Genomic DNA, 22,357 nt, shown 5'->3' with positions numbered 1-22,357 from the left:
TATGACTTTTGACTTTCGACTTCAAAACTTTTAAAACTTAAAAAAAGATGAAACTTACATTAAAAATATGGCGTCAAAAAAACGCCCAAGATAAAGGAGGAATAGTTGCTTATCCAATTGATGGAATCGAGCCGGATATGTCTTTCCTTGAAATGCTTGACGTTCTTAACGAGCAATTGATCAATAAAGGAGAAGAGCCGGTAGCATTTGACCACGATTGTCGTGAGGGAATCTGCGGAATGTGTTCTTTGTTTATTAACGGAGAAGCACACGGACCGGATAGAGGAGTAACAACTTGCCAGTTACACATGCGTATGTTTAAAGATGGTGATACGATTTTTATAGAACCATTTAGAGCAAAAGCTTTCCCGGTAATTAAAGATTTAGTTGTTGACAGAAGTTCTTTTGACAGAATTCAACATGCAGGAGGATTTATCTCGGTAAATACTTCAGGAAATACAATTGATGCCAACACCATTCCGATTAACAAAGACGATGCAGACAAATCTTTTGATGCTGCTGCTTGTATTGGTTGTGGAGCTTGTGTGGCTACTTGTAAAAACTCATCAGCAATGTTGTTCGTTTCTGCAAAAGTATCTCAATATGCATTATTGCCACAAGGTAAAGTGGAGGCAACAGATCGTGTTTTAAACATGGTACACCAAATGGATTTAGAAGGTTTTGGTAACTGTACTAACACCGGAGCTTGTGAAGTGGAATGTCCAAAAGGAATTTCTCTTGAGAATATAGCACGTATGAACCGTGAGTATTTAGCAGCAAGTTTGAAAGGATAATTCTAGAAATAGTTTTAAATAAAAAAAAGGATCGTTATGATCCTTTTTTTATGTTTAATAAATTAATAATTAATTCAAGTTACTAGTCTAAAAAAAGAACAGTAAGCGAGAGAAGTGAAAAATCTCTAATTTTTAAATGGTCTTTATCAATTGCCTCCAGTTTTAACTGGAGATTATTTAGTAAAAAAGCACAAAGGCTTCAGCCAAACGAAAGTTCGGCTGAAGCCTTTTTATTAGTGATCAATTCTTTACCTCCAGTTTAAACTGGAGGCAATTCAAAAAAAAACTATATTGTTTATATTCGGCTTATAATTTGCAATTAAAGAAATAATGAATTAGCAACTTGAATTAATTAGATAGTTGTAAATCATTATCTCATCGCACAATTTTATTCGTAATACAATTGAGAAGCTTTTATCTCTTCTTTTTCTTTCCCTTCCTGTTGAATAAAACAATTTAAGACAGTTCCGCCAACCTGATCAAAATAAGAAATATTGAATTTATGAAAACCTTTTTCAAGTTTTACTGCTCCGTAGGCTTCGTTTAACCAATGAATGTCGTCATTGTTAACGATTAATTCATCGTCTATAAAAAGCTTTGATCCGTCATCTGAAAGGGTCGAAATGGTATAATTTGCCGTTTCCGGAACGTAGATATATCCGCTGAATTTTAAGCCGATATAACGCTCTGTTTTTGTTTTCCATTTTTCGCTGCTTATGGTACCTTCAAAAATACCGGAATTAACAGGTTTGGCAAATTCTAAATCTTGTACTTGTTGAAATAGAGTTCCGGTGTAATAGTCGTATTTCAGACCTTGTTTGGTTGGCTTTGTGGTTAAAGCCGGTTTTAAGTCAGGATTTCTAACCAGTATTTTGTTGATAGAGCTTTTTCTGCCACTCGGACTAATCTGAACTGTTTTAATGATTCGATATTCTCCTTTTGGAATGTTTATGGTTGTCGGTTTTTCATACAATACGGCAGTTTCGTCAGGATTGTAACCGTCTATGGTATAAAAAATTTGCCCGTTTTTGATTGTTGGTTTTAGATCCAATATGTATTGTGAAGCTATTAAAGCGGTTTCATTTGAGCCAAATGGAGTTGGAACTTTGTATAATCTTTTTTGTGCTTCCAATTTTTCTAAATGATGAGGCATCTGATTTAGCGTAAAATTGATGTAATTTTTATTTTGAGGTTGTGTCCAGGCAATTTCTGCCAAAGCAAACATTCTGGGGTACAGTTGGTAGTTTAATTTGGCCGGATTCGTTAAATATTCCGACCAAAGATTGGATTGTACACCTATAATGTATTTTTGTTGATCGATTGTTAAACTGTCTACCGGTGTCGGATTGTAATTGTATATTTTGTCGACCGTGATTAATCTACCAACGGTTAGAGGCTCTTGCGGGGAATAACCTTGATTATAATCCAGATAAAGTACTTGTTCGGGATTCATGATTACAAAATGGTTTTGTTTTGCGGCGGCAATTCCACCGGATTCACCACGCCATGACATTACTGCTGCGTTGGGAGCAAGCCCGCCTTCAAGCATTTCATCCCAGCCCAGAATTTGTCTTCCGTTTGCGTTGAGGAATTTTTCTATTCGTGTTGTTAGGTAGCTTTGTAATTCGTGTTCGTTTTTTAATCCAAGATCTTTGATTCTTTTTTGGCAATTCGGACAAACTTCCCATCTTGCTTTTGGACATTCGTCTCCGCCAATATGAATGTATTTACTAGGAAATAAGGCGATAACTTCGGTCAGAACATCTTCCAGAAAAGTAAACGTTTCTTCTTTTCCGGCGCAAAAAATATCTTCAAAAACACCCCAGAATTCAATGACTTTATAAGTGCGATCCGGGAAACAGGATAAATTTGGGTAAGCGGTAACGGCGGCTGTGGCATGTCCCGGCATTTCGATTTCGGGAATGATGTTTACATAATGCGCTTCGGCGAATTTAACAACGTCTTTGATTTCTTCTTGTGTATAATAACCTCCGTAAGGATTACCGTCAAAAAAACGAGGGAATCTCTCGAATTTATTGCCTACCAAGGTTTGTGCTCTTTTAGATCCGATTTCGGTTAGTTTTGGGTATTTTTTTATCTCAATTCTCCAACCCTGGTCATCGGTTAAATGCCAATGAAAATTATTCAATTTATAATAAGACATTTGTTTGATAAAATCTTTTATAACGGCAGTAGAGAAAAAATGGCGACATACATCTAAGTGCAAACCGCGATAAGAATAACGAGGTTCGTCTTCGATGGTGACACAAGGGAGTTTTATTTCTTTTTTATCAGTTAGTTTATTCGGTAGCAGTTGCAGCAAGCTTTGAACGGCATAAAACAATCCTTCTTCAGAACCGGTTACACTGATTTTTTTTGAAGTGATACTTATCTTATAAGCTTCTTTATTTAGAGAAGCAGAAGGATTTTTGGCGGTAAAGAGAACTTCGATCGAACTCTTTTTGGAAGGTAAACCTCCGTTAACGGCAGTTTCAAAAAGTTGTGCCGTTTTAAGTTCTTTTGGACTGAATTTCTTATCCTCGAAAACAACTTTGATTTGTCCGTTTAAGCGAATACTATCACCTGTTGTTTTATAGTAGTTTGGAGCCGGAATGATAGACTTATTCTCAGAAGAATGCTGTGCGTTTCCGATAGAATAACAAAAGATCAAAAAAAATAGTAGCCTTTTTTTCATTGGTTTGTTTGTATTAGTTAAAAACAAATATATTGTTTAGGGTTTTATTTGCAAAAAATATGCAAAAGCTAAGATGGCTTAAATGTCTTTAAAATAGTATGATTAACTTTTTTATTACTTCATGTTATATTTTGTTTCGCAATATTATTGCATTAATTGATTACATTTGTTGTAACAAAAACGAATTTTCATGAGTAATGATAATGAAGCAGTAAATTATACTAAGGAAGAACGTAAAAGTCATATTCTAAAAGAAATTAACCTGCATACCCGCGTAAGTTTTGAAACACTTTCTGTGAAGTTATGTGTTTCGGAAGATACCGTGAGACGAGATATTAATGAACTCGAATCAGAGTCCTTATTGATTAAAGTTAAAGGCGGTGCTATGACCAAAGCGTACCACCACTCTTCCTCAAATCAAACTTATGCCGGCGAGTCGAAACAAATTATTGCGCAAAAAACGATAGGACTTCTTCATGATGGGATGGTTTTGTTAATTGGAGGCGGAACGACAATCAGAGAGTTTATCCGTTTGATTCCGAATGATTTAAGTTTGACTATTTTTACGGTTACTGTTTTGTCTGCTGTTGAACTTTTGGATAAGCCTAATGTTAAAATTATAATGATTGGCGGTAGTATTTCTTCGTACAGCCAGATGTGTGTGAGTGGCGATGTTTACAATCAGTTGGCGAATATTAAAGTTGATTTATTGATTTTAGGAACCAATGCTTTAGATATCGAAGGCGGTTTCTCAGATTCTGACTGGGAAACGGTTCAGGTGAAAAAAGCAATGATCCAGGCTTCTCAAAAAACAGCTATTTTAACTATTTCTGAAAAATTAGATACGGTGTTAAAAATGAAAATTGCCAGCTTATCCGAGGTAGATTATGTGGTTACCGAAGTAGATCCCGATCACGAAAAATTACAATCGTATAAGAAGGCAGTTCCAAGTTTAGAGTTTATCTAATTCCAGTTTTTCATTAAAAAATTAATCCAGTTCTGATGAAAGATGTTTTTTAGATCTTCGTCAGAATAGCCTTTGTCTTTAAAAATCAGTACCAGTTTTTGTAAATCGGCAATGGTATCTAAGTCGTATGGTCCTTGTTCTGTTCCAAAAGCGCCATCAAGATCAGAGCCTATGCCGATGTGATTGGTATTTCCGGCCAATTGACAAATGTGATCCATATGGTTAAAAACCGTTTCCAGATTGCATTGTGTTCCTAAAGGCGTAGAAACTCCTCTTTCCCAATTCGGGACCAGCATCCAGGCATCTAGAGCACCGCCGATAACAGCTCCTCTCGAAATTAATGCCTTAATCATTTCATCGCTGTATTGTCGGTTATGGTTTACCAGGCTTCTGCAGTTGTTGTGACTGGCCCAAACCGGACCGTTATAATGATCTAAAGCTTGCCAGAATGCATCATCGCATAAATGAGTAGCGTCGAGAATAATATTCAGACGCTCCATTTCTTTTAATAAATCGATTCCGTTTTGGTTCATTTTTCCGGTTGCATCTGTTCCGTTTGCGTAACGTCCCGGCCCATAATGTGCAGGTCCAATAGCTCTCAATCCATAATTGTATGCTTTTTCCAGATAAGAAATATCAACAATCGAATCAGCACCTTCTAAGCTTAGAATATAACCGATAGGTTTTTTATCGTTTGGACTGCCGTCATTCCATACGTCAATTTGCTTCTGAAGCGATTTTTTATCTGTAATAGCAACCATTTCGCCGGCTTCTTCCATGGCTTTGTACCAGGTTAGCTGTCCTTGTGTTTGTGCCCAGGCTTGTTCAGGTGAATTCCAACCCGGTATGATACTGCCCGGTTTTACAAAACGTGCTATTTGTGTGGCAACCACAATGCCAATATTGCCTTTTCGTAAATCAGGAAAGGAAACTGTTGCTCGTTCGCGATCCGGTTTGTCGGTCATTCCTTTTTCTAAATGACGTAATGTTTTGACATCATTTCTTAAATCTCTGTTCCATTCCATTGCATTCATGCTCAGGTCTAAATGGGCATCTATTATAAACATAGTGGGAATCTTAAATTTTAAATACTAATTTTTCTGTTGCGTGCCTCAATAAGCCATTGATCGCAGATTTGATGTTCGGTATTGACAATCTGAACGGTCTCATAAAGGGCGCAGGTAGGGCAGACGTGATAGGGGATGGCGTAAATAGTATCGCCAATTTTATATTCGTTTTTGCCACGGTTTTCTATAATTAAATGTTCTTCTGAGTGTGAGGTTGGGATTAAGTTTTCATCATTCAAAATCACTAATCGTTTGTCTATCGGATTCTCTGAAGCAACTGCTTTGTAACCAATATCAATGCAGAATGTTGAGGGAGTCGGTTTGGAAATAATCGTTCCGACAAGAACAGCTGCGGGTTTAAAATTTTGTTCGGGTAAATTAAGGCTGTAATTAATATCCCAGAAAACAAAAGTACCCGGACTGCATTCTACGTTTGTTTGCTCGGCATAAAAAGGAAATGTATTAGAACCTCCGGCGACTATTTTTAATTTATGGTTTAACTTTTGCTGTAGCGACTCTATTTTTTGATTGATGATTGAAAACGAATGCGAAGCTTCCAGTTTTCGTTGGTCAACACTTCCTTTGAGATGGCCGTCATAAATATGAATTCCGGCAAAATGAAGGTTTTCTAGCTGAACTATTTCTTCGGCTAAAGCCAACCAGTCCTCGGTGATTGAAATTCCGGTTCTGTTCATTCCGGTATTTAAATCCAGATAAACTGTAAGTTGTAATTGTTCTTTTTTGGCAATTTCATTTAATTCTTTTGCTGATGTAATGTTGTCAACAATGGTCGAAAATTCAGAAAAAGGGTATTTCTGAACTAGAGAAATCCATCTTTTCTGACGTACTCCAATAGGCTGATAGGCTAACAGAATATCCGAAATACGATGAATTGCAGCGAGCTCAGCTTCGGCAATTGTGGCGCATTTAATTTTGTTTATGCCGTAAACTTTAAACAAATCAAGGATTTCTCCGGTTTTATGTGTTTTAATGTGTGGTCTTAATTTCTGAACATCACCATTTACAGCTGCAATCAGCTGTTTGATATTGTATTGCAGACGATCTTCATGAACGGCCAAAAAAGGAGTGTCGATTAGTGTTTCGGAATTTATTTTCCACCATTTTTCTTCCATAATTCAGGTTCTTGTTTTTTCGATAACTTCAATTACATTTTGAAAGGCTTCAACTGATTTTTCATAAGTCAATTGCGCTAAGAGCTCTTTAGAAAATAAATTTGATCCAATTCCAACGCAGACAACGCCCACTTTAAACCATGATTTTAAGTTGCTTTCCTCTAAAGTTACACCACCGGTAGGCATTAGTTTTAAGTCCGGAAAAGGAGCTTTTATGGCTTTTACATATCCGGGGCCACCAATTTTATCAGCAGGAAACAGCTTTACTACTTCTGCACCTAATGCATTAGCGTGCAGTATTTCGTTTAGAGTAGCAGCTCCGGGAATCCAATACACGTTGTTTTGTTGGCAATACTTACCAATTTCAATATCGGTATGTGGACAAACAATGCAATCTGCTCCTAATTGATGATAGGTTTGCGCATCATTTAAGGTCAAAATAGAACCGACTGCTATTTTTAAGTCCAGTTTATTGGCATTTCTAAACGCAATCATTTGGCTGAAAACTTCCTTTGCATCATTGGAACGTGCTGCAAATTCGATGATTTTAATGCCGGTATCTGCCGCTGATTTCAATAAGATTTCGGCAGTTTGAATATTGATTTGAGTTACTAATGGAAGTACGCCTTGTGTTTTTAAAATGCTGTACATATTTGGGGAAATTTATCTGTTGATTCTGTTGCTTGTGCCATTTTTGATAAAATGACTTATTTCGGTTGGGTTGCTGATGGCAAAATCTCCCGGTATACTTTGTTTGATTACGCCACAGGCTGTTGCCCAATTTATGGTATCCTGACCAGAAAAGGTATTGGTAAGCCCGTAAAGCAAACCTGCAGTAAAGGCATCTCCTGAACCAATTTGATCGGTCACCAGTTGTATTTTATGTTCTGCGGATTCGTAAAAATGATTTTCATGTAAAAGCAATCCTTTGTATAAATGTGCCGGGCCGTCTGATTTTCTGAAACTCATCGCAAGGGTTTTCAGAAAAGGCATTTTTGTTTTTAACAACTCGAATGTCTTTTGAAAGCGATTAGCATCGGATTCGTTTGGGTCGGTTTTTATTCCGAAGTAAATTTCTATTGCATCTAAATCGGCAATGGTAATGGTACTGTAATGGAGTAGTTCCGGCATTATATCAGCCGGTTTTTTTCCATACTGCCATAATTTCGATCTGAAATTAAAATCAGATGAGATGGGTAATCCTTTTTTATGTGCGGTTATAATGGCTTCCTCGCAAACTAATGCGGCTTCATAAGAAACACCGGGACTAATTCCGGACCAGTGAAAATGGGTTGCATCATTCAAAACGTGGTTCCAATCAATTTGGTTTTCTTTAATGGTAGCAAAAGAAGAATTGCTTCGGTCATAAATAACCTGTGATTGTCTGATTTGATTTCCGGCTTCGACAAAATAGAGTCCTAAACGTTCTCCGCCATAGACGCAGTTTGAAGTGTTTACTTTGTATTTCTGAAGTTCGTTTAAAGCCAGTTGTGCTAAATCATTTTGCGGTAATCGCGTAATATAATCTGTTTGAATTCCTAATTGGGAAAGTAAAACACAAACATTGGCTTCGGCTCCGCCAACATGAACACGCATTTCATTGGCTTGCGTAAAACGATACCCGTCGGTAACATGCATCCGGAGTAAAAGTTCGCCAAAAGTTGCGATTTTTGTTTGTGAGGTATTTGTATTCATCTTTATGTTTTTTTGTACAGATTTACAGATTGAGTAATTTTTGTTATAGCCACGAATTTAATTAATTATCGCAAATCATTGCATTTAATTAACTCGGGGGAGTCGAACAATTCGTGGCATACAACTTTTAATCATTTGAATCTGCGGTATTTTTTTTAAGCCACGAATTTCGCCAATTTACACAAATGATTGCGTTGAATTAATTTGAGACAAACAATTTTCAATTATTTGAATCTGTGAAATCTGTGGTGTTTTTTTAGCCACGAATTATACTAATTTACACAAATCGTTGCGTTGAATTAATTTGAGACAAACAATTTTTAATCATTTGAATCTGTGAAATCTGCGACATCTTTTTTAGCCCCGAATTATACTAATTTACACAAATGATTACGTTGAATTAATTTGCGACAAACAATTTTCAATCATTTGAATCTGTGAAATCTGTGGCATTTTTTAACCACGAATTAAACAAATTGTTGCGTTGAGTTAATTCGTGTAAATTAGTGCAATTCGCGGCAAATAATTTTTAATACAATTCAAAGACGGCTTCTACTTCTACCGGGATATTGTCCGGTAAAGAGCCCATTCCTACTGCGCTTCGTACTCCGATTCCGTTTTCCTGACCCCAAACCTCAGCAAACAATTCGCTGCAGCCGTTAATTACATACGGGTGTCTTAAAAAATCTTCGGTGCAATTCACCATACCAAGTACTTTGATAACTCTTTTTACTTTGTTCAGACTTCCAAAATTGGTTACAATGGTAGAAAGCATGGTCAGTCCAACTTGTCTGGCGGCCAGTTTTCCTTCTTCAATGTCCATTTCGTTGCCAATTCTTCCGATAATTAGGGATTTGTCATCCCGAACCGGACCGTGTCCTGAGAGGTATAAATATTTACCATCAACTAAATAAGGTTTGTAAATACCAAGTGGCTGTGGTGCCGGTGGTAATGATAAGCCTAGTGTTTCAAATTTTTCTTGTGGTAATAAATTCATGATATTAATGTATAATTGAGTTTAAAATAAAAACGAAAATGATTCCTAAAACCGATACTAAGGATTCCATGACAGTCCATGATTTGAAAGTATCTTTCAGGCTGATATTGAAATATTCCTTAAACATCCAAAAACTCGGATCGTTTACATGGGAGCACATTAAGCTTCCGGCTCCTACCGATAATACTAAAAGATTGGGGTCTAGATGATTGGTTTGTAGTAAAGGTAGTAAAACGCTGGCAGTCATTAGGCCTGCGGCTGTTGCAGAGCCAACACAAACGCGGATTATTGCGGCCATTAGCCATGCCAATATGTAGGGGTGTATGTTTGTTTGTGTTAGTACAGCAACAATAGTGTTGTTTACGCCGCTGACGATCATGACCTCTTTTAAGCTTCCTGCGCCACCAACAATTAAAACGATTAAGGCAACATCTTTTATGGCAGCTGCGTAATCATCCATTACAGACTTTAGGCTTCTGTTCATGCGTATACCTAATGTGTAAGTGCAAATCAACAGCGAGATTAACATGATCATGCTTGGTTCGCCTATTGTTTTGCCTATGTTAAGTGCTGTTTCGTTTTTTGTAAATAAAGGCAATAATGATGTTATTGTTAATCCAAAGACCGGAAATAATGCAGAAAATAAACTAATCGAAAAACTCGGAAGTTTGCCTTCATTTGCAATTTCTTCTACATTTAGAATTTCATGATTGGATTCTGTTTTAATGTTTTTCAGCAGATTTGAAAACAATAAACCTGCGATAAAAATAGTTGGGATGGCGATTATAATTCCATAGACCAAAACAAGACCAATGTCAGCATTTAAAATACTGCTCAATGCCATTGGTGACGGATGTGGAGGCAAAAAACCGTGCGCTACTGAAAGTGACGCAAGCATAGGAATTCCTAAATATACTTTTGATAGTTTAAATTGATGGGCTACTGAAAAGATTAGTGGTACTAACAAAACAAATCCAACACTATAAAATAGAGGTATCCCTACAATAAAACCGGTAATCATCAGGCCTAAACGGACGTATTTTTTACCTGTCCATCCCATAACAGTTTTAGCTATCACATTGGCTGCTCCGGACGAAACGGTGAGTTTACCAATACAGGTTCCAAAAACGATGATCAGAGTTATGGAGCCCAACATTTCGCCCAGACCTTTTTGTACAGTCTGAGATAAAGTGTCTATCGGCAGGCCCAAAGTTAGGCCTGCTAATAAAGCTGTTATTATAAATGCGATAAAAGGATTGATTTTAAACCATGCGATTTGCAGGATTAAAAAAGCAATGCAGACAGTAAGAATTAAAATGCTCATTTATTTCTATTATATTATTTATCCCACCATGTTTTTGTTGTGAACGTATCTGCGCCCTGGCGTTTGATGGCTTCAGCTAAGTTAGCTGAATTCACCGAATATTCGCTTACAGGGTATCTTAAACGTCTTGGTATTGTTCCGTTTGTGACATTTCCGGGAAAGTTTACCGGTACTAACGCGGGGTATCCGGTTCTTCTCCAGTTGGAGTAAATTTCCTGTTCGTCTACAAAAAGAGCTACCCAGATTTGAGAGTGTATTTGATTCATTTTCTGATCAAAAGTTCCTGCTGCATTATAAGGATTTGCCGTTAGATAAGGTGTTGCATCGGTAATCGCATAAGTTGGGCCGTAGATTCCCATGTTTAGGAAAGATGCTTTTACAGCTTTTTCATATAAATCTTTATCGGTTTCGGCAGTATACCAGCCTCTTATTGCTGCTTCTGCTAAATAAAGTTGTGTTTCGGCATTACCTAAAATCATTAAGGGAGCATCATATCTGAAAACCGTACTTTGGTTAGGTTCAGAATAAGTGCCTTGTTCTGCTGCAGACGGAGCTATTTTTGTTCCGTTAGGGAAACCTTTTTGCACATCAGCGGCATTATTCTGTGTTGTTCCTTGCCAAACGCCCGCATAAACACTGATTCTTGGGTCAGCAGTTGCTTGCAGCACATCTATAAAGGTTTTGGCTAGTTTTCCGCCTTCTGTGTTTTTTTGACCAAAGGAATCTTTTGCGAAATCAAGACTTCTGGAATCTATACCGGCCGGATTTCTGTTGAAATCATTTGGTCCGTCTGTATATTTCATAAGGGCATTGTCGGTTCCGTTTATAATTACTCCGCCGGCGATGGCCTTTGTTACCCAGGTTTTGGCTAAAGCCGGGTCAACTTTTGTTAGTCTTAAACCTAAACGAAGCATTAAGGAATAAGAAAATTTCTTCCATTTCGCGATGTTACCATCATATATTAAATCGGCCTTTCCGAAACTTACTTTGGCAGGGTCTAATGCAGTTGCTGCTTCATCAAGTTCTTTTAAGAGATCTTTGTATATGAATTCCTGAGTGTCATATTTTGGAAGAAAATGTTCATTCGTATAAGCTTTTGCCGCCTCGGTATAAGGTACGTCTCCGTACAAATCGGTCATACGGTGGTAGATATAAGCTTTCCAGATTCTTGCGATGTTCAATTTGTTGCTATCGGTTGGGCTATTCTTCAATGCATTGATTACCGTTTGAATCTCATTGATAGCGGTTGGATATCCTCTGTTGAAATAGGCTGAGAAATAAACCTCATTGTTCAGGTACTTGTCTCCAACACCCGATGCTTCTTTGTAAGTAGCATAATGTTGCAGCATACCACCACATTCTAAAACATTTGTAAAGAAGTAACTGTTGTTTAAGCCATCAAGTTGAGATTGACTGAATATGAAATTAGGATTGGCGACTTCAACAGAATTAGGATTGGTGTTGATTTCTTCAAAGTCTTTGGTGCAGGCTGTCATACTACCTAGTAGTACGGCTGCTATATATAAATAAGTTCTCTTTTTCATGATGTGGTTCTTTAAAATTTAACGTTTAAACTTAGTCCGAAACTTCTTGTTCTTGGTACCCCAAATTGTTCTACACCTTGTGCATTTCCGGCACTAAATACAGATTCAGGATCTACGTTTGGTGTTTTCTTGTAAAGGATGAACAGGTTTCTTGCTATAAAAGAAACAGAGGCTCCCTGAAGTTTAGATAAAAATCCAATTTTTTCAATTGGTAATTCATAACCAACAATAATCTGTCTTAATTTTACAAAACTGGCATCGTAGACAAAATAAGAAGATATGTTTCTTAAACCATCATAGTAGGTTCTTAGGTTTGCCGGTGAGATAACCATGTTTACCGGGTTTCCATTGGTGTCAACACCTGAAATTGGTAATCCGTTTTCACGTCCTTCTAAAGTTAGTTTGGTCAATCCCATACGAGTTCCGTACAAATCAGTTCCGGAGTATAGATCTCCTCCGAATTTTCCGTCAATTAAAAAGCTGAAGGATACGGATTTGTATTTAAATTCATTACTGATACCTGCTGCCCAAGGATGAACTCCTTGTCCCAGTTCTTCAAGTGATCCTTGTGCTACAGTTGCAGTGCCATTGCTTACATTATAAACGGTGTTACCATTTGCATCTTTAAGAGGTTTGTAACCTTTGATGATACTGTACGGGCGGTTAACATCACTGTTGATTGTTACATATCCGTTTACAGAGGTTGCCATAGTAAGTGAATTTAATTGGCCTGTAAGCGATTCAACAGTGTTTTTGTTGTAAGATCCATTGATGGTAGCATCCCATGAGAAGTTTTCCGAATTGATGATTTTTCCGCTTAATAAGAATTCAACTCCGGTATTCTTCATTTTCCCAAGGTTTAGTAAGGCTGTTCTGGCACCCGATGCATTAGAAATTGTTGTTTCTACAATATCATTGGTTGTGGAACGATCATACCATGCAAAATCAAGGTTCAGGCGATTGTTGAAGAAACCGATGTCAGTACCTACCTCAACTGTGGTAGAGGTTAGTGGGCTTAACGTTGAGTTTGGAACTCTTGATCCTGTGGTGCTTTGTAATTGCTGACCGTTATGTCCGCCCTGAATCATAGAATAAGATTGATTTAAAGCATATGGATCAGGAGTTGCTCCACCTACTTGTGCCCAGGAAGCTCTAAGTTTAGTGAACGAAACCCATTCCGGCATTTTAACAATATCTGATAGGATAACACTTGTTCCTACAGATGGATAAAATATAGTATTGTTGTCTTTTGAAAGGGTAGAGAACCAATCCTGACGTCCTGTGAAGTTTAAGAATACAACATTTTTATAATCCAGATCTGCTGCAGCGTATACTGAGTTTGTTTTGGTTTTCCCATAAGGATAGCTGTACGTTATAGTGGCTAAGTTGGTTAAAGAGTAAAAATTATCCAGTACAAAGTTTGATCCGTCTATTCTGATTTCGTCTCTTAATGAAGTTCTGGAATTTACTCCAAGTAAGGCATTTAAAGAGAAATCTTTGTAGATGTTTTTCTTGGTGTAATTTAGGATGGCTTCGGAGTTGATATTTGATAATTTTACTTTTGAACCTTGTCCGTATCCAACCGGGTTGTTTAAACTGGTTTTTGGGATATAACCGTAGAAATCATAATTGGTAAAATCCTGTCCGATTCGTCCCTGAAGGAATAGTTCCGGAGTAAAGTTTACTTTTACATTCAGCATTCCGATAAAACGATTTTTGGTGTCGCTATTTTGAATTTGATTTACGGCAAAGTATGGGTTGGTAGCAACGGCAACAGGATTCCAGGCGATTTCTTTGCCATTTGCATCATATCCCGGAGATAGGTTTCTAATATCGACCGTGTTGGCTATCATATAAGTTCCCCAGTTCGGGTTGGCTTCGGCATCAGAAACGGTTGTTCTGTTGTCTGTTTTGTCAATGTTGTATTGTGCGACTACATCAAATTTTAGCCAATCTGTTAAGTTGACATTGGTTGCTATGTTAATACTTTTGCGATTAAAACTTGAATTAGGTACAACACCTTGATTGTCCATATTCATAAGAGAAAGACGTCCGGATGCTTTTTCACTACCTCCGGATAGCGCGATAGAGTTAATAAAGGTTGTTCCGGTTTGGTAGAAATTTTTAATATTATCTTTCTGAGGAGAGTATGGTCTTTTTACACCATCAAACTGAACGACATCAGTTCCGTCCATTTTTGCTCCCCAGGACCAACGTCCAAATTCTATGGCCTCGGCTTGTGTTGTGGGTTTTTTACCTAATGCCCCTGCTCCGTATTCGTATTGCCATTCCGGTTTGATTGATGGAGTTTCAAAAGTAAAAGAAGAATTATAATCTACACCGATTCCTTTTTGTGCTGCTCCTCTTTTGGTTTGAATTAAAATTACACCATTTGCGGCATTCGCGCCATATAAAGCTGCAGCTGTTCCTCCTTTTAGTACGGTAATACTTTTGATATCGTCCGGATTGATGACCGAAGTTCCGTCTCCTCTGTCTACATTAATCCTTGGAGATCCTGGTCCATTACCTATTCCCGGTAAGTTCAGCTGGGTGTTGTCTATAGGTAAATCATTTACAACATACATAGGTTGGTTGTTTCCGTTTAAGGAACCATTTCCTCGAATCACCACTCGGGTTGATCCTGTTGGTCCTGTTGCGGTGGCACTTACGTTAACACCTGCAATTTTTCCGGCTAGAGCATTTGTGATATTGGTTTCTTTTGCTTTGGTAAATTCGGTTCCCTTAAGTTCTGTTACGGCATAAGATATTGCTTTGCTGCTTTTTTTAACACCCAGTGCAGTTACTAAAACTTGCTCCAGTACATTTTCAGCCGGTTTTAGGCTTATAGTTACATTTGTAGTGCGGTCTAGGTTATATTCTGTTGTTTCATAACCCATATAAGTTATGATAATTGCAGTCTCGTTTTCCGGAACTTTTATTTTGAAATTTCCGGATTCATCAGTAATAGTTACTATTTTGTTATTGCTTTTTGCATAGATGGTTGCTCCTGCAATTGGCATTCCATCATCTTGACCTGTTACTTTTCCTGTAACTTCAATTTGATTGGTGCTTTGTTCTAAAACATGCTTTTTTATTGCAAACTCGTGGGCATTTGCTGAAAAAAACATTCCTCCAATTAAGGCTAGAGATAATAGTCTGGTTTTCATAATAATTTGGTTTTCATTACTTTAATGATTTTTTGGTTTTGATAGGTGTTCAAATATATATAATTTATTTGCAGCTAAAGCAATATTTTTGCAAAAATATTGCAATATTTTTGCAAGTTTTTTTTACTTCTTATTTTTTTATTCGAAAAAAGCTGATGTTTATTGGGGTTGTGCCATTTAGGATAAGAGGGAGTACTGTATCTTGTGTTTGGTTTTGTGAAAGCTTTTTTTTACAATGTGAGGATTGTGGGAATTCGGTTGTGTTTTGCTGTGAAAAGTGATAAAAAATGATTTCCTGCACAAAAAAAAATACTACCACCCATAATTCATTGTGAATTACAGATGGTAGTATTGGCAGTATGAAACAGGGTATGTTGGGTGAAAAATTGTGATTTAATCTACATCCCACCAAACTTTAGCGAGCCAACTATTGTTATTGTATTTTGCACTTGCAGCCTCAAAGTTGTCTTTGTTACTTGTAGATTCTTCTACCGGATAAGGCATTCTTTTAGGGACAACTCCGTTGGTTTCGGAGTCGGCGCGTGTGATTTTAATCAGAACAGGAAGATTGGTTCGTCTGTAATTGCTGTAGCCTTCCATTCCGTTTAAAAATAGAGTTAGCCATTGTTGTGTAACTATTTCTTCAAGTTCTTTTCCCGGAGTAAGGTTTTTTGTAGCGAGAAAGGCTGTAATTTCGTTATTATTTATGATGCTGGCATCTTTAAAAATTATCCATTGTCTGATTCCGGCTTCGATTCCAGTTTTGTAAAAATTTTTAACATCTCCGGAATATAGTCCTCTGAAAGAAGCTTCTGCTAAGAGTAGCATTGTTTCAGAATAGGTTAAATGCAGGTACGGCGCGGAGTTTTCGTATAAATAAGGCTGGAAAGTTGAAAGGTTAGCAACGGAAGGTCTGTGATCCCATTGGAAATTATTTGGATTAATTCCCACATAGTCTCCAGTTGAGTTTGCCTGGAACCATATCTTTTTTCTAGGGTCTGTTCCTAGTAAATCCATTAGAATACTGGTCGGATGGTCGTATATAAGTACATTGCCTTTAATTGCATGAGATAGCCCGTTACCATTGTTTAGTGCACCTGTTGTAAAGGGAAGAGTAGAGTCGTGTTTCATATAACAGTTGTCATCGTTACTGGTAAATATACCACCCGTGACTGCTTTCTGGATCTGTTCCTTTGCTAATGTGGGTTCTACTTTTGAAATTCTCATAGCGCAACGCAGTCTTAAAGAATTGATCAGCTTTTTCCATTTCGTGATGTCGCCGGAATAGAAGATATCTCCTTTTACCGGTTCAGTCCCGGATCGTAATTGATTTTGGGCTTCGTCCAGAACTTTGAAAAAGTCTGTATAAATGTCTTTTTGATTGTCGTATTTTGGATAAAAAATATTTTTGTAATATCCTAAACCTGCTTCGGAATAAGGGATGTCACCATATAAGTCAGTTAAACGTTGAAAAACCATTACTTTTAATGTTTTGGCGATAGCGTTTAAGTTGTTGAATTCGGGTTTTCCATTTGTTCTTTCGAGAACATCTACTAAATTTTGTACTAGTCCAGTGCCGTAATTGGCGTTCCAAAGTGCTTCCTGATATTCTCTGCTGGCTGTAAAATGCGCTCCGTAACGAGAAACAGACCATGATCCGCCAATGTGTTGTACAAATGCTTCTCCGTAGATAAGATTGGCTCTCCATTGTTCAAATACTCCTCCCGATAAAGCTGCCTGAATTCCTGTTATTTGGGCTGATGGATCGATGGTTACAAAGGTTTCCGGATTTGTATTGGTTTCTCTGAAAAGTTCGTCGTCTGCACAATTAGTGGTGGTAAGCAGGAGTACTGTTGCCAGTATATATTGGGTTAATTGTATAGTGTATTTTTTCATTTTGATGAGGTTAAAGGGTTAAAATGATAGTTGAAAATTAAAGCCGTAGGATCTTCTGTAAGGCAAAGAGCCATATTCAAACCCTTGTCCGTTTCCGCTGGTATAAGTTGATTCCGGATCGATATTTGGAACCTTGGAGTATATGGTCCAAAGGTTTCTGGCGATAAGAGAAAATTTAAATCTGTCAAATCCGGTACCTTTAAGCCATTTTTTTGGAAAATCGTAGCCTATGGAAGCTTCTCTAAGTTTAACATAGGAAGCGTCATAGATGAAAGGTTCCGGTGTGGTGTCGTCTCCGTATAATCCTCTCCAGTAAGTTTGGGGACTGACAGGAGTGGTGTTGTTTTGGTATCCGGTCACATTGCCGTTGTTGTCTTTAATTTGGGTTACCCCCTGTACAATAAGTCCTGCTCCGGCGGGCATTTGTTCTATTTCGGTTAATGTTTTGCCGGCAGCAAGTTGTTGTGCAACCCAGTTGTTGTATTCTTCTCTTCCTTCAATGGTTTTATCTAAGAGTCCACTGGCAGCCGCGCTGGCATTGGTCATAGAATATACATTGCCTCCAAATTTCATATCCAGATTGGCTCTCAGGCTAATTCCTTTGTAGGAGAGATCGTTGGTAATTCCGCCAATCCAGTCCGGGGCAGTTTTTCCTAAGCTTTCAAGACCTTGAGTTAATAACGGTAGTCCGTTTGGTCCGATGATAATTTGTCCGTCAGGAGAGCGTTGGAATTTTTTTCCATAAATCTCGGTAGAAGTTTGACCTACTTTCGCGACAATTTGTGCACCTGCCCATCTGGCGTTAGAGATTACTTGCAGGTCGGTTTTGTCGGTTAGTTCCAGGAGTTTGTTTTCGTTTTTTGCAAAATTAAGGGTGATATCCCAGTTAAAACCATCAGGGTTTCTAAAAATTCCGGCTGTAATCAAGGCTTCGAAACCTTTGTTTTCGATTGTACCTGCATTTGTAACAGCGCTTGTATAACCTGATGTTTGTGAGGTGTTTAATAGGATTAACTGGTCTTTGGTTTTGGTGTAATAATAGGAAAGGTCAAGTTGTAAGCGATTCTTAAAGAAACCTAAATCTACTCCTGCCTCGTAACTGGTGGTAAATTCCGGTTTTAAGGAATTGTTTGGAATGAAATTGGTTGCAATAGAGCCAATAGGATTTCCTAGCAAAGGTTTTGTTTGTATGTTGTAATTAAGGGCTGTGCTGTAAGGTGCTTCCAATGCTTTTGCGGTTCCTGCCCATGAAGCTCTTATTTTTCCAAAAGACAATACATCGCTTTTGATGTCTAAGCCATCAGTAAAAATAAAACTGGAGGATACCGACGGATAAAAGTAGGAATAGTTATTGTTATTGCCTGAACTAATGGCGGAAGCAAGAGTTGAATTCCAATCGTTACGCCCGGTAAAATCTAAAAAGAGGTAATTTTTGTAATTGGCTCTAAGATAGGTGTATAAAGAGCGTACCAGTATTTCATCATTGGTTTTCGGAGCCAAAACGCTGGATAGGAAATTAGCTTGTTTGTTTACTCCATTGGTAATCATGTCTGTAAGAGTAACGCCGGTGATGGTTCTCTGTGTGTTCCTTTGATTTGCTCCAACGCCCAGATTTATATTAAAATCCCCGAATGTTTTTTGAGCATTTAAAATGGCTTCCGTATTGTATTCCTGAAAGGTTGTGTTGTTGTTTATTAAGGAGCCGTTCTGTCTGGCTGCCCAGGTCGTTCCCTCGTTAACAAAATCGGAGCTTTCGAAGGTAAAACGATCAATTCCGGCTCTGGCGGTACCACTTAGCCAGCTTGTAAAGTTGTAGGTAGCGCTAAAATTAGCCAGTATTCTGTGTTTTTCGGTTTCGTTTCTGTTTTCGTGTAATACAAAATAAGGGTTTAGTCGGTTGGAATCGGTATTCCATGGGTAGTAATTGCCGTCTTTGTCTTCGTAATTTTTTAGCCACGCCTGATCAATGTTTGGAGCTAATGAAGCTACAGATAGTCCAAGATTGCCGGCATCATCTGATAAAGCTGGTCGGTTAATGGTGTTTTCTGTGATATAGCTGAATTTGGCATCGATTGTTAGTTTTTCTGTCTGTGAGTTGACGCCTAGTGTGAATGTGTTTCGTTTTAATCCGCTTTTAGGAACTACATCGGTAGCATCAAGATTGGAGTAGTTTAATCTGTAAGTAGTATTGTCTCCTCCTCCTGATAAGCTAAGGCTGTTGTTTGCGGTTATTCCGGTTCTGAAAAAATCTTTGATGCGGTTTTCTACATATTGGTAGGGTTTGTAGGAACCGTCAAAGATTCTGGTAGTGGTATTACCGGGAGATCCGAATTTTGGACCCCAGGCAGTGGTAGTAGAGTTTCTTCCATTTACAATGTTGTTAGGATTGGGCAGTGCGCCGTTTGATCCGGTACCGTAGTCTTTTTGATAGTCTTTGAAATTGGTACTGATTTGGTCTAAAGTCGTGGTGCTGTTCCATTCGGCTTTTAGAGAGTTCTTTTTTCCTTTTTTTGTTGTAATAACGATAACACCATTGGCGCCACGTTCTCCGTATAGTGCACTCGCGGCACCACCTTTCAATACAGAAATATTTTCAATATCATCGATATTTAAACTTGATAAGCCGTCGCCGTTATCGACACCGTCGGCATATCTTCCCGATTTAGAGCCTGTTACTGCAGCAAGTCCCGTATTTCCTAATGTAACGCCGTCTATTACAAATAAAGGTTGGTTGTCTCCACTGATAGATCGGTTTCCTCTTATTACGATGCGTGAACTACCTCCGATACCTCCGGTAGTTTGTGAGATGTTTACTCCGGCAATTTTTCCATATAAGGATTGTGCGACGCTTATGGTAGGATTGTCTGCTAAATCTTTTCCTTTTACATCCTGAAAAGAGTAGCCTAATTCTTTTCGCTCTCTTTTTATTCCAAGTGCTGTAACTACAACTCCTGAAAGTGCTGTTGCGGCGGCTTCTTTTAGTTTTACGTTAATGATGGTGGCATCACCTATAAGAATGTTTGCGGTTTCGAGTCCTAAGAAAGAAATAATAAGTGTTTTTCCTTTTTGTACATCAATAGAAAATTTACCATCAAAATCGGTGGTTACTCCTTTTTTTTCGTCTTTTATGAGTACAGTGGCTCCTGGTAGTGATATTCCATTAGAATCGGTGACGGTTCCTTTGATTGTTTTTACCTGTCCCAATGTGATTTGAGTGGTAAGAAGTAATATAAATAGTAAAATGGTTTGTTTCATTGTTTTGGTTTTAGTTAGTTCTGGTATGTTGACTTTTTTTTCTTTTCCACTAATTAGAAAGGAATTTATGATTCGCTTTATTGTAGGGGAAATGTTGTGTAAATACTACACTACTTTTTCTATCGGTTTAATATAGATTATGATTGTAGCGTTGTACTATTCAAAGCGCATTTTTATTTATGAAATTTTAGTCCAATGCTTTTTTATTGCAAGAAGACTTGTGGTTTTCATAAATTGTGGTGTTAGTGAATTGTTTAGTAAAAGGGGGTGTTTTTGTCATAATTGAATGTTTTTTAAGGGGTTAAATTTTATTTAGCGGTCAAATATATATAATTTGCATTCATTATGAGCAATATTTTTGCATAAATAATGCAATATTTTTGCAATATTTTTTCTGTTAATGTTTTTTTATTCTAAAAAGACTGATGTTTGTTGGGTTTGTGTCTTTTTTGATCAGGATTTTAAAGAGTCGGAAAGAAGATTGAATTTTTGTACTTTAAAAAAGGTATTTTTGTAAGATGAAAATCGCATTAATCCAATCAGATCTATATTGGGAACAACCCGATAAAAACCGAAATCACTTCGAACAAAAAATTAATGGAATCACTGAGGCCGTTGAGCTAATTGTGCTTCCCGAAATGTTTGCTACAGGATTTACTATGAATGCAAAACAAGTCGCCGAAACCATGCAAGGGGAGACGGTTCTGTGGATGCAATCTTTGGCAAAACAAAAAAAATGTGCTATAACAGGAAGTTTGATTATTGAAGAGAATAAACAGTATTACAATAGAATGTTGTTTGTTTTTCCGGATGGAAAAATACAGCAGTACGACAAACGTCATTTGTTTTCTTTAGCCAGGGAAGATCAATTTTATACCGGTGGGACTCAGAAAGTAATCGTGGAATATTCAGGTTGGAAAATCTGTCTTCAGATTTGTTATGATTTAAGGTTTCCGGTTTTTGCAAGAAATGTAGAAAATTATGACCTGCTACTGTATGTTGCCAATTGGCCGAAAGTACGCATAAATGCTTGGGATGCTTTGTTAAAAGCCCGTGCAATTGAGAATTTAAGTTATGTGATTGGGGTAAACAGAGTAGGGACGGATGCTAATAATTACGAACATGTCGGGCATTCTCAGGTTATTGATTTTCTTGGAAATTTTGTTTTAGAGCCTCAGGAAAATGAAGGCGTTTTTATAGTAGAAATAGATAAAGAGGTAATGCTCGAAACACGTAAAAAACTTGATTTTTTAGGGGATAAGGATCATTTTGCAATTCACATTTAATAGAATAAAAAACTTTAAGATTACTCTAAAATTATAATTTCTTCTTTTGGGTTTTTAATCCGAACAGTGATTTTTTTGTATACCCATTCTGTTCCTTTTTTGTGAGCAGTAAGATCTAGTTTTCCTGTGGCCTTACTGCCGCTTATTCTAAAAGAGGAACGAACAGAATTATTGTTGTTAGAATAAGAAGTGTTTCCTTCCAGAATAGCTAATTTATCAATAGACTCTATTTTGCCAAAAACGTCAAGAACTCTTGAATTTGTATTCGCCTGATCAATTGCTTTTTGGTAAAGTGCATTGTCGGTATAAGCCTGAGCCATATCGCTGATGTCTTTTCCTGAATTTACAGATAATAGAAGAGTGAAAAGAGCTATTAATAGGAGAGAGGAAGGCAATGACCATTTCCAGTTTTTTTTAAACCAGCTTTCTTTCTCGATAAGGTCATTGTTCATTGTTTTTCTTTTTATTAGCGTAATCTTTTAAGTGTGATTTGTAAAAAAAAACGTATTCAATAACATAGAAACATAAGTTTTCAGT

General features: G+C 37.5%; 15 protein-coding genes. 3 read left to right on the top strand and 12 right to left on the bottom strand.

The features are described 5' to 3' along the window. The first annotated feature begins 47 nt into the window (after positions 1-47). Positions 48-794 (top strand): succinate dehydrogenase/fumarate reductase iron-sulfur subunit, encoded by a 747-nt coding sequence (locus tag G3A47_RS05285; RefSeq protein ID WP_166921141.1) that lies wholly within the window; start codon positions 48-50, stop codon positions 792-794. A gap of 388 nt (positions 795-1,182) precedes the next feature. Here G3A47_RS05285 and G3A47_RS05280 read toward each other — a convergent pair whose 3' ends face one another. After that, positions 1,183-3,489, bottom strand: coding sequence for a family 20 glycosylhydrolase (locus G3A47_RS05280; protein ID WP_166921140.1), 2,307 nt, complete (start codon positions 3,487-3,489; stop codon positions 1,183-1,185). A 190-nt stretch (positions 3,490-3,679) separates the two neighbouring features. Between G3A47_RS05280 and G3A47_RS05275 the strand changes: the two genes are divergently transcribed. Continuing rightward, on the top strand, positions 3,680-4,456 hold the full coding sequence (locus tag G3A47_RS05275) for a DeoR/GlpR family DNA-binding transcription regulator (RefSeq protein WP_166921139.1): 777 nt from the start codon (positions 3,680-3,682) through the stop codon (positions 4,454-4,456). Here G3A47_RS05275 and G3A47_RS05270 read toward each other — a convergent pair. The 10 genes from G3A47_RS05270 to G3A47_RS05225 form a co-directional block, all read right to left on the bottom strand. Then, positions 4,453-5,523, bottom strand: a complete 1,071-nt coding sequence (locus G3A47_RS05270; protein WP_166921138.1) for a dipeptidase — start codon at positions 5,521-5,523, stop codon at positions 4,453-4,455. The two genes, G3A47_RS05275 and G3A47_RS05270, sit on opposite strands and share 4 nt — an antisense overlap. A gap of 17 nt (positions 5,524-5,540) precedes the next feature. Next, entirely contained in the window at positions 5,541-6,656 is a 1,116-nt protein-coding gene (locus tag G3A47_RS05265; RefSeq protein WP_166921137.1) for a D-TA family PLP-dependent enzyme, read from the bottom strand. A 3-nt stretch (positions 6,657-6,659) separates the two neighbouring features. Continuing rightward, positions 6,660-7,307, bottom strand: a complete 648-nt coding sequence (locus tag G3A47_RS05260; RefSeq protein WP_166921135.1) for a bifunctional 4-hydroxy-2-oxoglutarate aldolase/2-dehydro-3-deoxy-phosphogluconate aldolase — start codon at positions 7,305-7,307, stop codon at positions 6,660-6,662. A 12-nt stretch (positions 7,308-7,319) separates the two neighbouring features. After that, positions 7,320-8,351 (bottom strand): sugar kinase, encoded by a 1,032-nt coding sequence (locus G3A47_RS05255; protein ID WP_166921133.1) that lies wholly within the window; start codon positions 8,349-8,351, stop codon positions 7,320-7,322. A gap of 529 nt (positions 8,352-8,880) precedes the next feature. Then, on the bottom strand, positions 8,881-9,348 hold the full coding sequence (locus G3A47_RS05250; RefSeq protein ID WP_166921132.1) for a RidA family protein: 468 nt from the start codon (positions 9,346-9,348) through the stop codon (positions 8,881-8,883). A gap of 4 nt (positions 9,349-9,352) precedes the next feature. Continuing rightward, complete coding sequence (locus G3A47_RS05245) at positions 9,353-10,672, bottom strand: gluconate:H+ symporter (protein ID WP_166921130.1); 1,320 nt, start codon at positions 10,670-10,672, stop codon at positions 9,353-9,355. Between the two features lie 14 nt (positions 10,673-10,686). Beyond that, positions 10,687-12,216 carry a SusD/RagB family nutrient-binding outer membrane lipoprotein gene (locus G3A47_RS05240; RefSeq protein WP_166921128.1) on the bottom strand — a complete coding sequence of 510 codons (1,530 nt, stop codon included), beginning with the start codon at positions 12,214-12,216 and terminating at the stop codon, positions 10,687-10,689. A gap of 11 nt (positions 12,217-12,227) precedes the next feature. Then, positions 12,228-15,383: a SusC/RagA family TonB-linked outer membrane protein gene (locus G3A47_RS05235; protein ID WP_166921126.1), complete on the bottom strand. Its 3,156-nt coding sequence runs from the start codon at positions 15,381-15,383 to the stop codon at positions 12,228-12,230. A gap of 393 nt (positions 15,384-15,776) precedes the next feature. Continuing rightward, on the bottom strand, positions 15,777-17,279 hold the full coding sequence (locus G3A47_RS05230) for a SusD/RagB family nutrient-binding outer membrane lipoprotein (RefSeq protein WP_166921125.1): 1,503 nt from the start codon (positions 17,277-17,279) through the stop codon (positions 15,777-15,779). An 18-nt stretch (positions 17,280-17,297) separates the two neighbouring features. Further along, on the bottom strand, positions 17,298-20,534 hold the full coding sequence (locus tag G3A47_RS05225) for a SusC/RagA family TonB-linked outer membrane protein (protein WP_166921123.1): 3,237 nt from the start codon (positions 20,532-20,534) through the stop codon (positions 17,298-17,300). Positions 20,535-21,052: 518 nt separating this feature from the next. On the opposite strand from G3A47_RS05225, the gene G3A47_RS05220 reads away from it, so the two are divergent. Further along, positions 21,053-21,820 carry an amidohydrolase gene (locus G3A47_RS05220; RefSeq protein ID WP_166921121.1) on the top strand — a complete coding sequence of 256 codons (768 nt, stop codon included), beginning with the start codon at positions 21,053-21,055 and terminating at the stop codon, positions 21,818-21,820. A 20-nt stretch (positions 21,821-21,840) separates the two neighbouring features. Here the strand turns inward: G3A47_RS05220 and G3A47_RS05215 are convergent, their stop codons facing one another. Continuing rightward, positions 21,841-22,272 carry a cytochrome c oxidase assembly factor Coa1 family protein gene (locus G3A47_RS05215; RefSeq protein WP_166921119.1) on the bottom strand — a complete coding sequence of 144 codons (432 nt, stop codon included), beginning with the start codon at positions 22,270-22,272 and terminating at the stop codon, positions 21,841-21,843. Between the last annotated feature and the right edge of the window lie 85 nt (positions 22,273-22,357).

The sequence above is a fragment of the Flavobacterium poyangense genome (assembly GCF_011751075.1).
Taxonomy (GTDB): Bacteria; Bacteroidota; Bacteroidia; order Flavobacteriales; family Flavobacteriaceae; genus Flavobacterium; species Flavobacterium poyangense.
This window is presented reverse-complemented; position numbering and strand designations above follow the sequence as displayed.

Bases quoted from the DNA above. Each gene is read 5' to 3' on its own strand.
- G3A47_RS05270 (WP_166921138.1), bottom strand. From the start codon at position 5,523: ATGTTTATAATAGATGCCCATTTAGACCTGAGCATGAATGCAATGGAA.
- G3A47_RS05220 (WP_166921121.1), top strand. From the start codon at position 21,053: ATGAAAATCGCATTAATCCAATCAGATCTATATTGGGAACAACCCGAT.
- G3A47_RS05280 (WP_166921140.1), bottom strand. From the start codon at position 3,489: ATGAAAAAAAGGCTACTATTTTTTTTGATCTTTTGTTATTCTATCGGA.
- G3A47_RS05240 (WP_166921128.1), bottom strand. From the start codon at position 12,216: ATGAAAAAGAGAACTTATTTATATATAGCAGCCGTACTACTAGGTAGT.
- G3A47_RS05225 (WP_166921123.1), bottom strand. From the start codon at position 20,534: ATGAAACAAACCATTTTACTATTTATATTACTTCTTACCACTCAAATC.
- G3A47_RS05255 (WP_166921133.1), bottom strand. From the start codon at position 8,351: ATGAATACAAATACCTCACAAACAAAAATCGCAACTTTTGGCGAACTT.
- G3A47_RS05260 (WP_166921135.1), bottom strand. From the start codon at position 7,307: ATGTACAGCATTTTAAAAACACAAGGCGTACTTCCATTAGTAACTCAA.
- G3A47_RS05275 (WP_166921139.1), top strand. From the start codon at position 3,680: ATGAGTAATGATAATGAAGCAGTAAATTATACTAAGGAAGAACGTAAA.
- G3A47_RS05245 (WP_166921130.1), bottom strand. From the start codon at position 10,672: ATGAGCATTTTAATTCTTACTGTCTGCATTGCTTTTTTAATCCTGCAA.
- G3A47_RS05250 (WP_166921132.1), bottom strand. From the start codon at position 9,348: ATGAATTTATTACCACAAGAAAAATTTGAAACACTAGGCTTATCATTA.
- G3A47_RS05265 (WP_166921137.1), bottom strand. From the start codon at position 6,656: ATGGAAGAAAAATGGTGGAAAATAAATTCCGAAACACTAATCGACACT.
- G3A47_RS05285 (WP_166921141.1), top strand. From the start codon at position 48: ATGAAACTTACATTAAAAATATGGCGTCAAAAAAACGCCCAAGATAAA.
- G3A47_RS05215 (WP_166921119.1), bottom strand. From the start codon at position 22,272: ATGAACAATGACCTTATCGAGAAAGAAAGCTGGTTTAAAAAAAACTGG.
- G3A47_RS05235 (WP_166921126.1), bottom strand. From the start codon at position 15,383: ATGAAAACCAGACTATTATCTCTAGCCTTAATTGGAGGAATGTTTTTT.
- G3A47_RS05230 (WP_166921125.1), bottom strand. From the start codon at position 17,279: ATGAAAAAATACACTATACAATTAACCCAATATATACTGGCAACAGTA.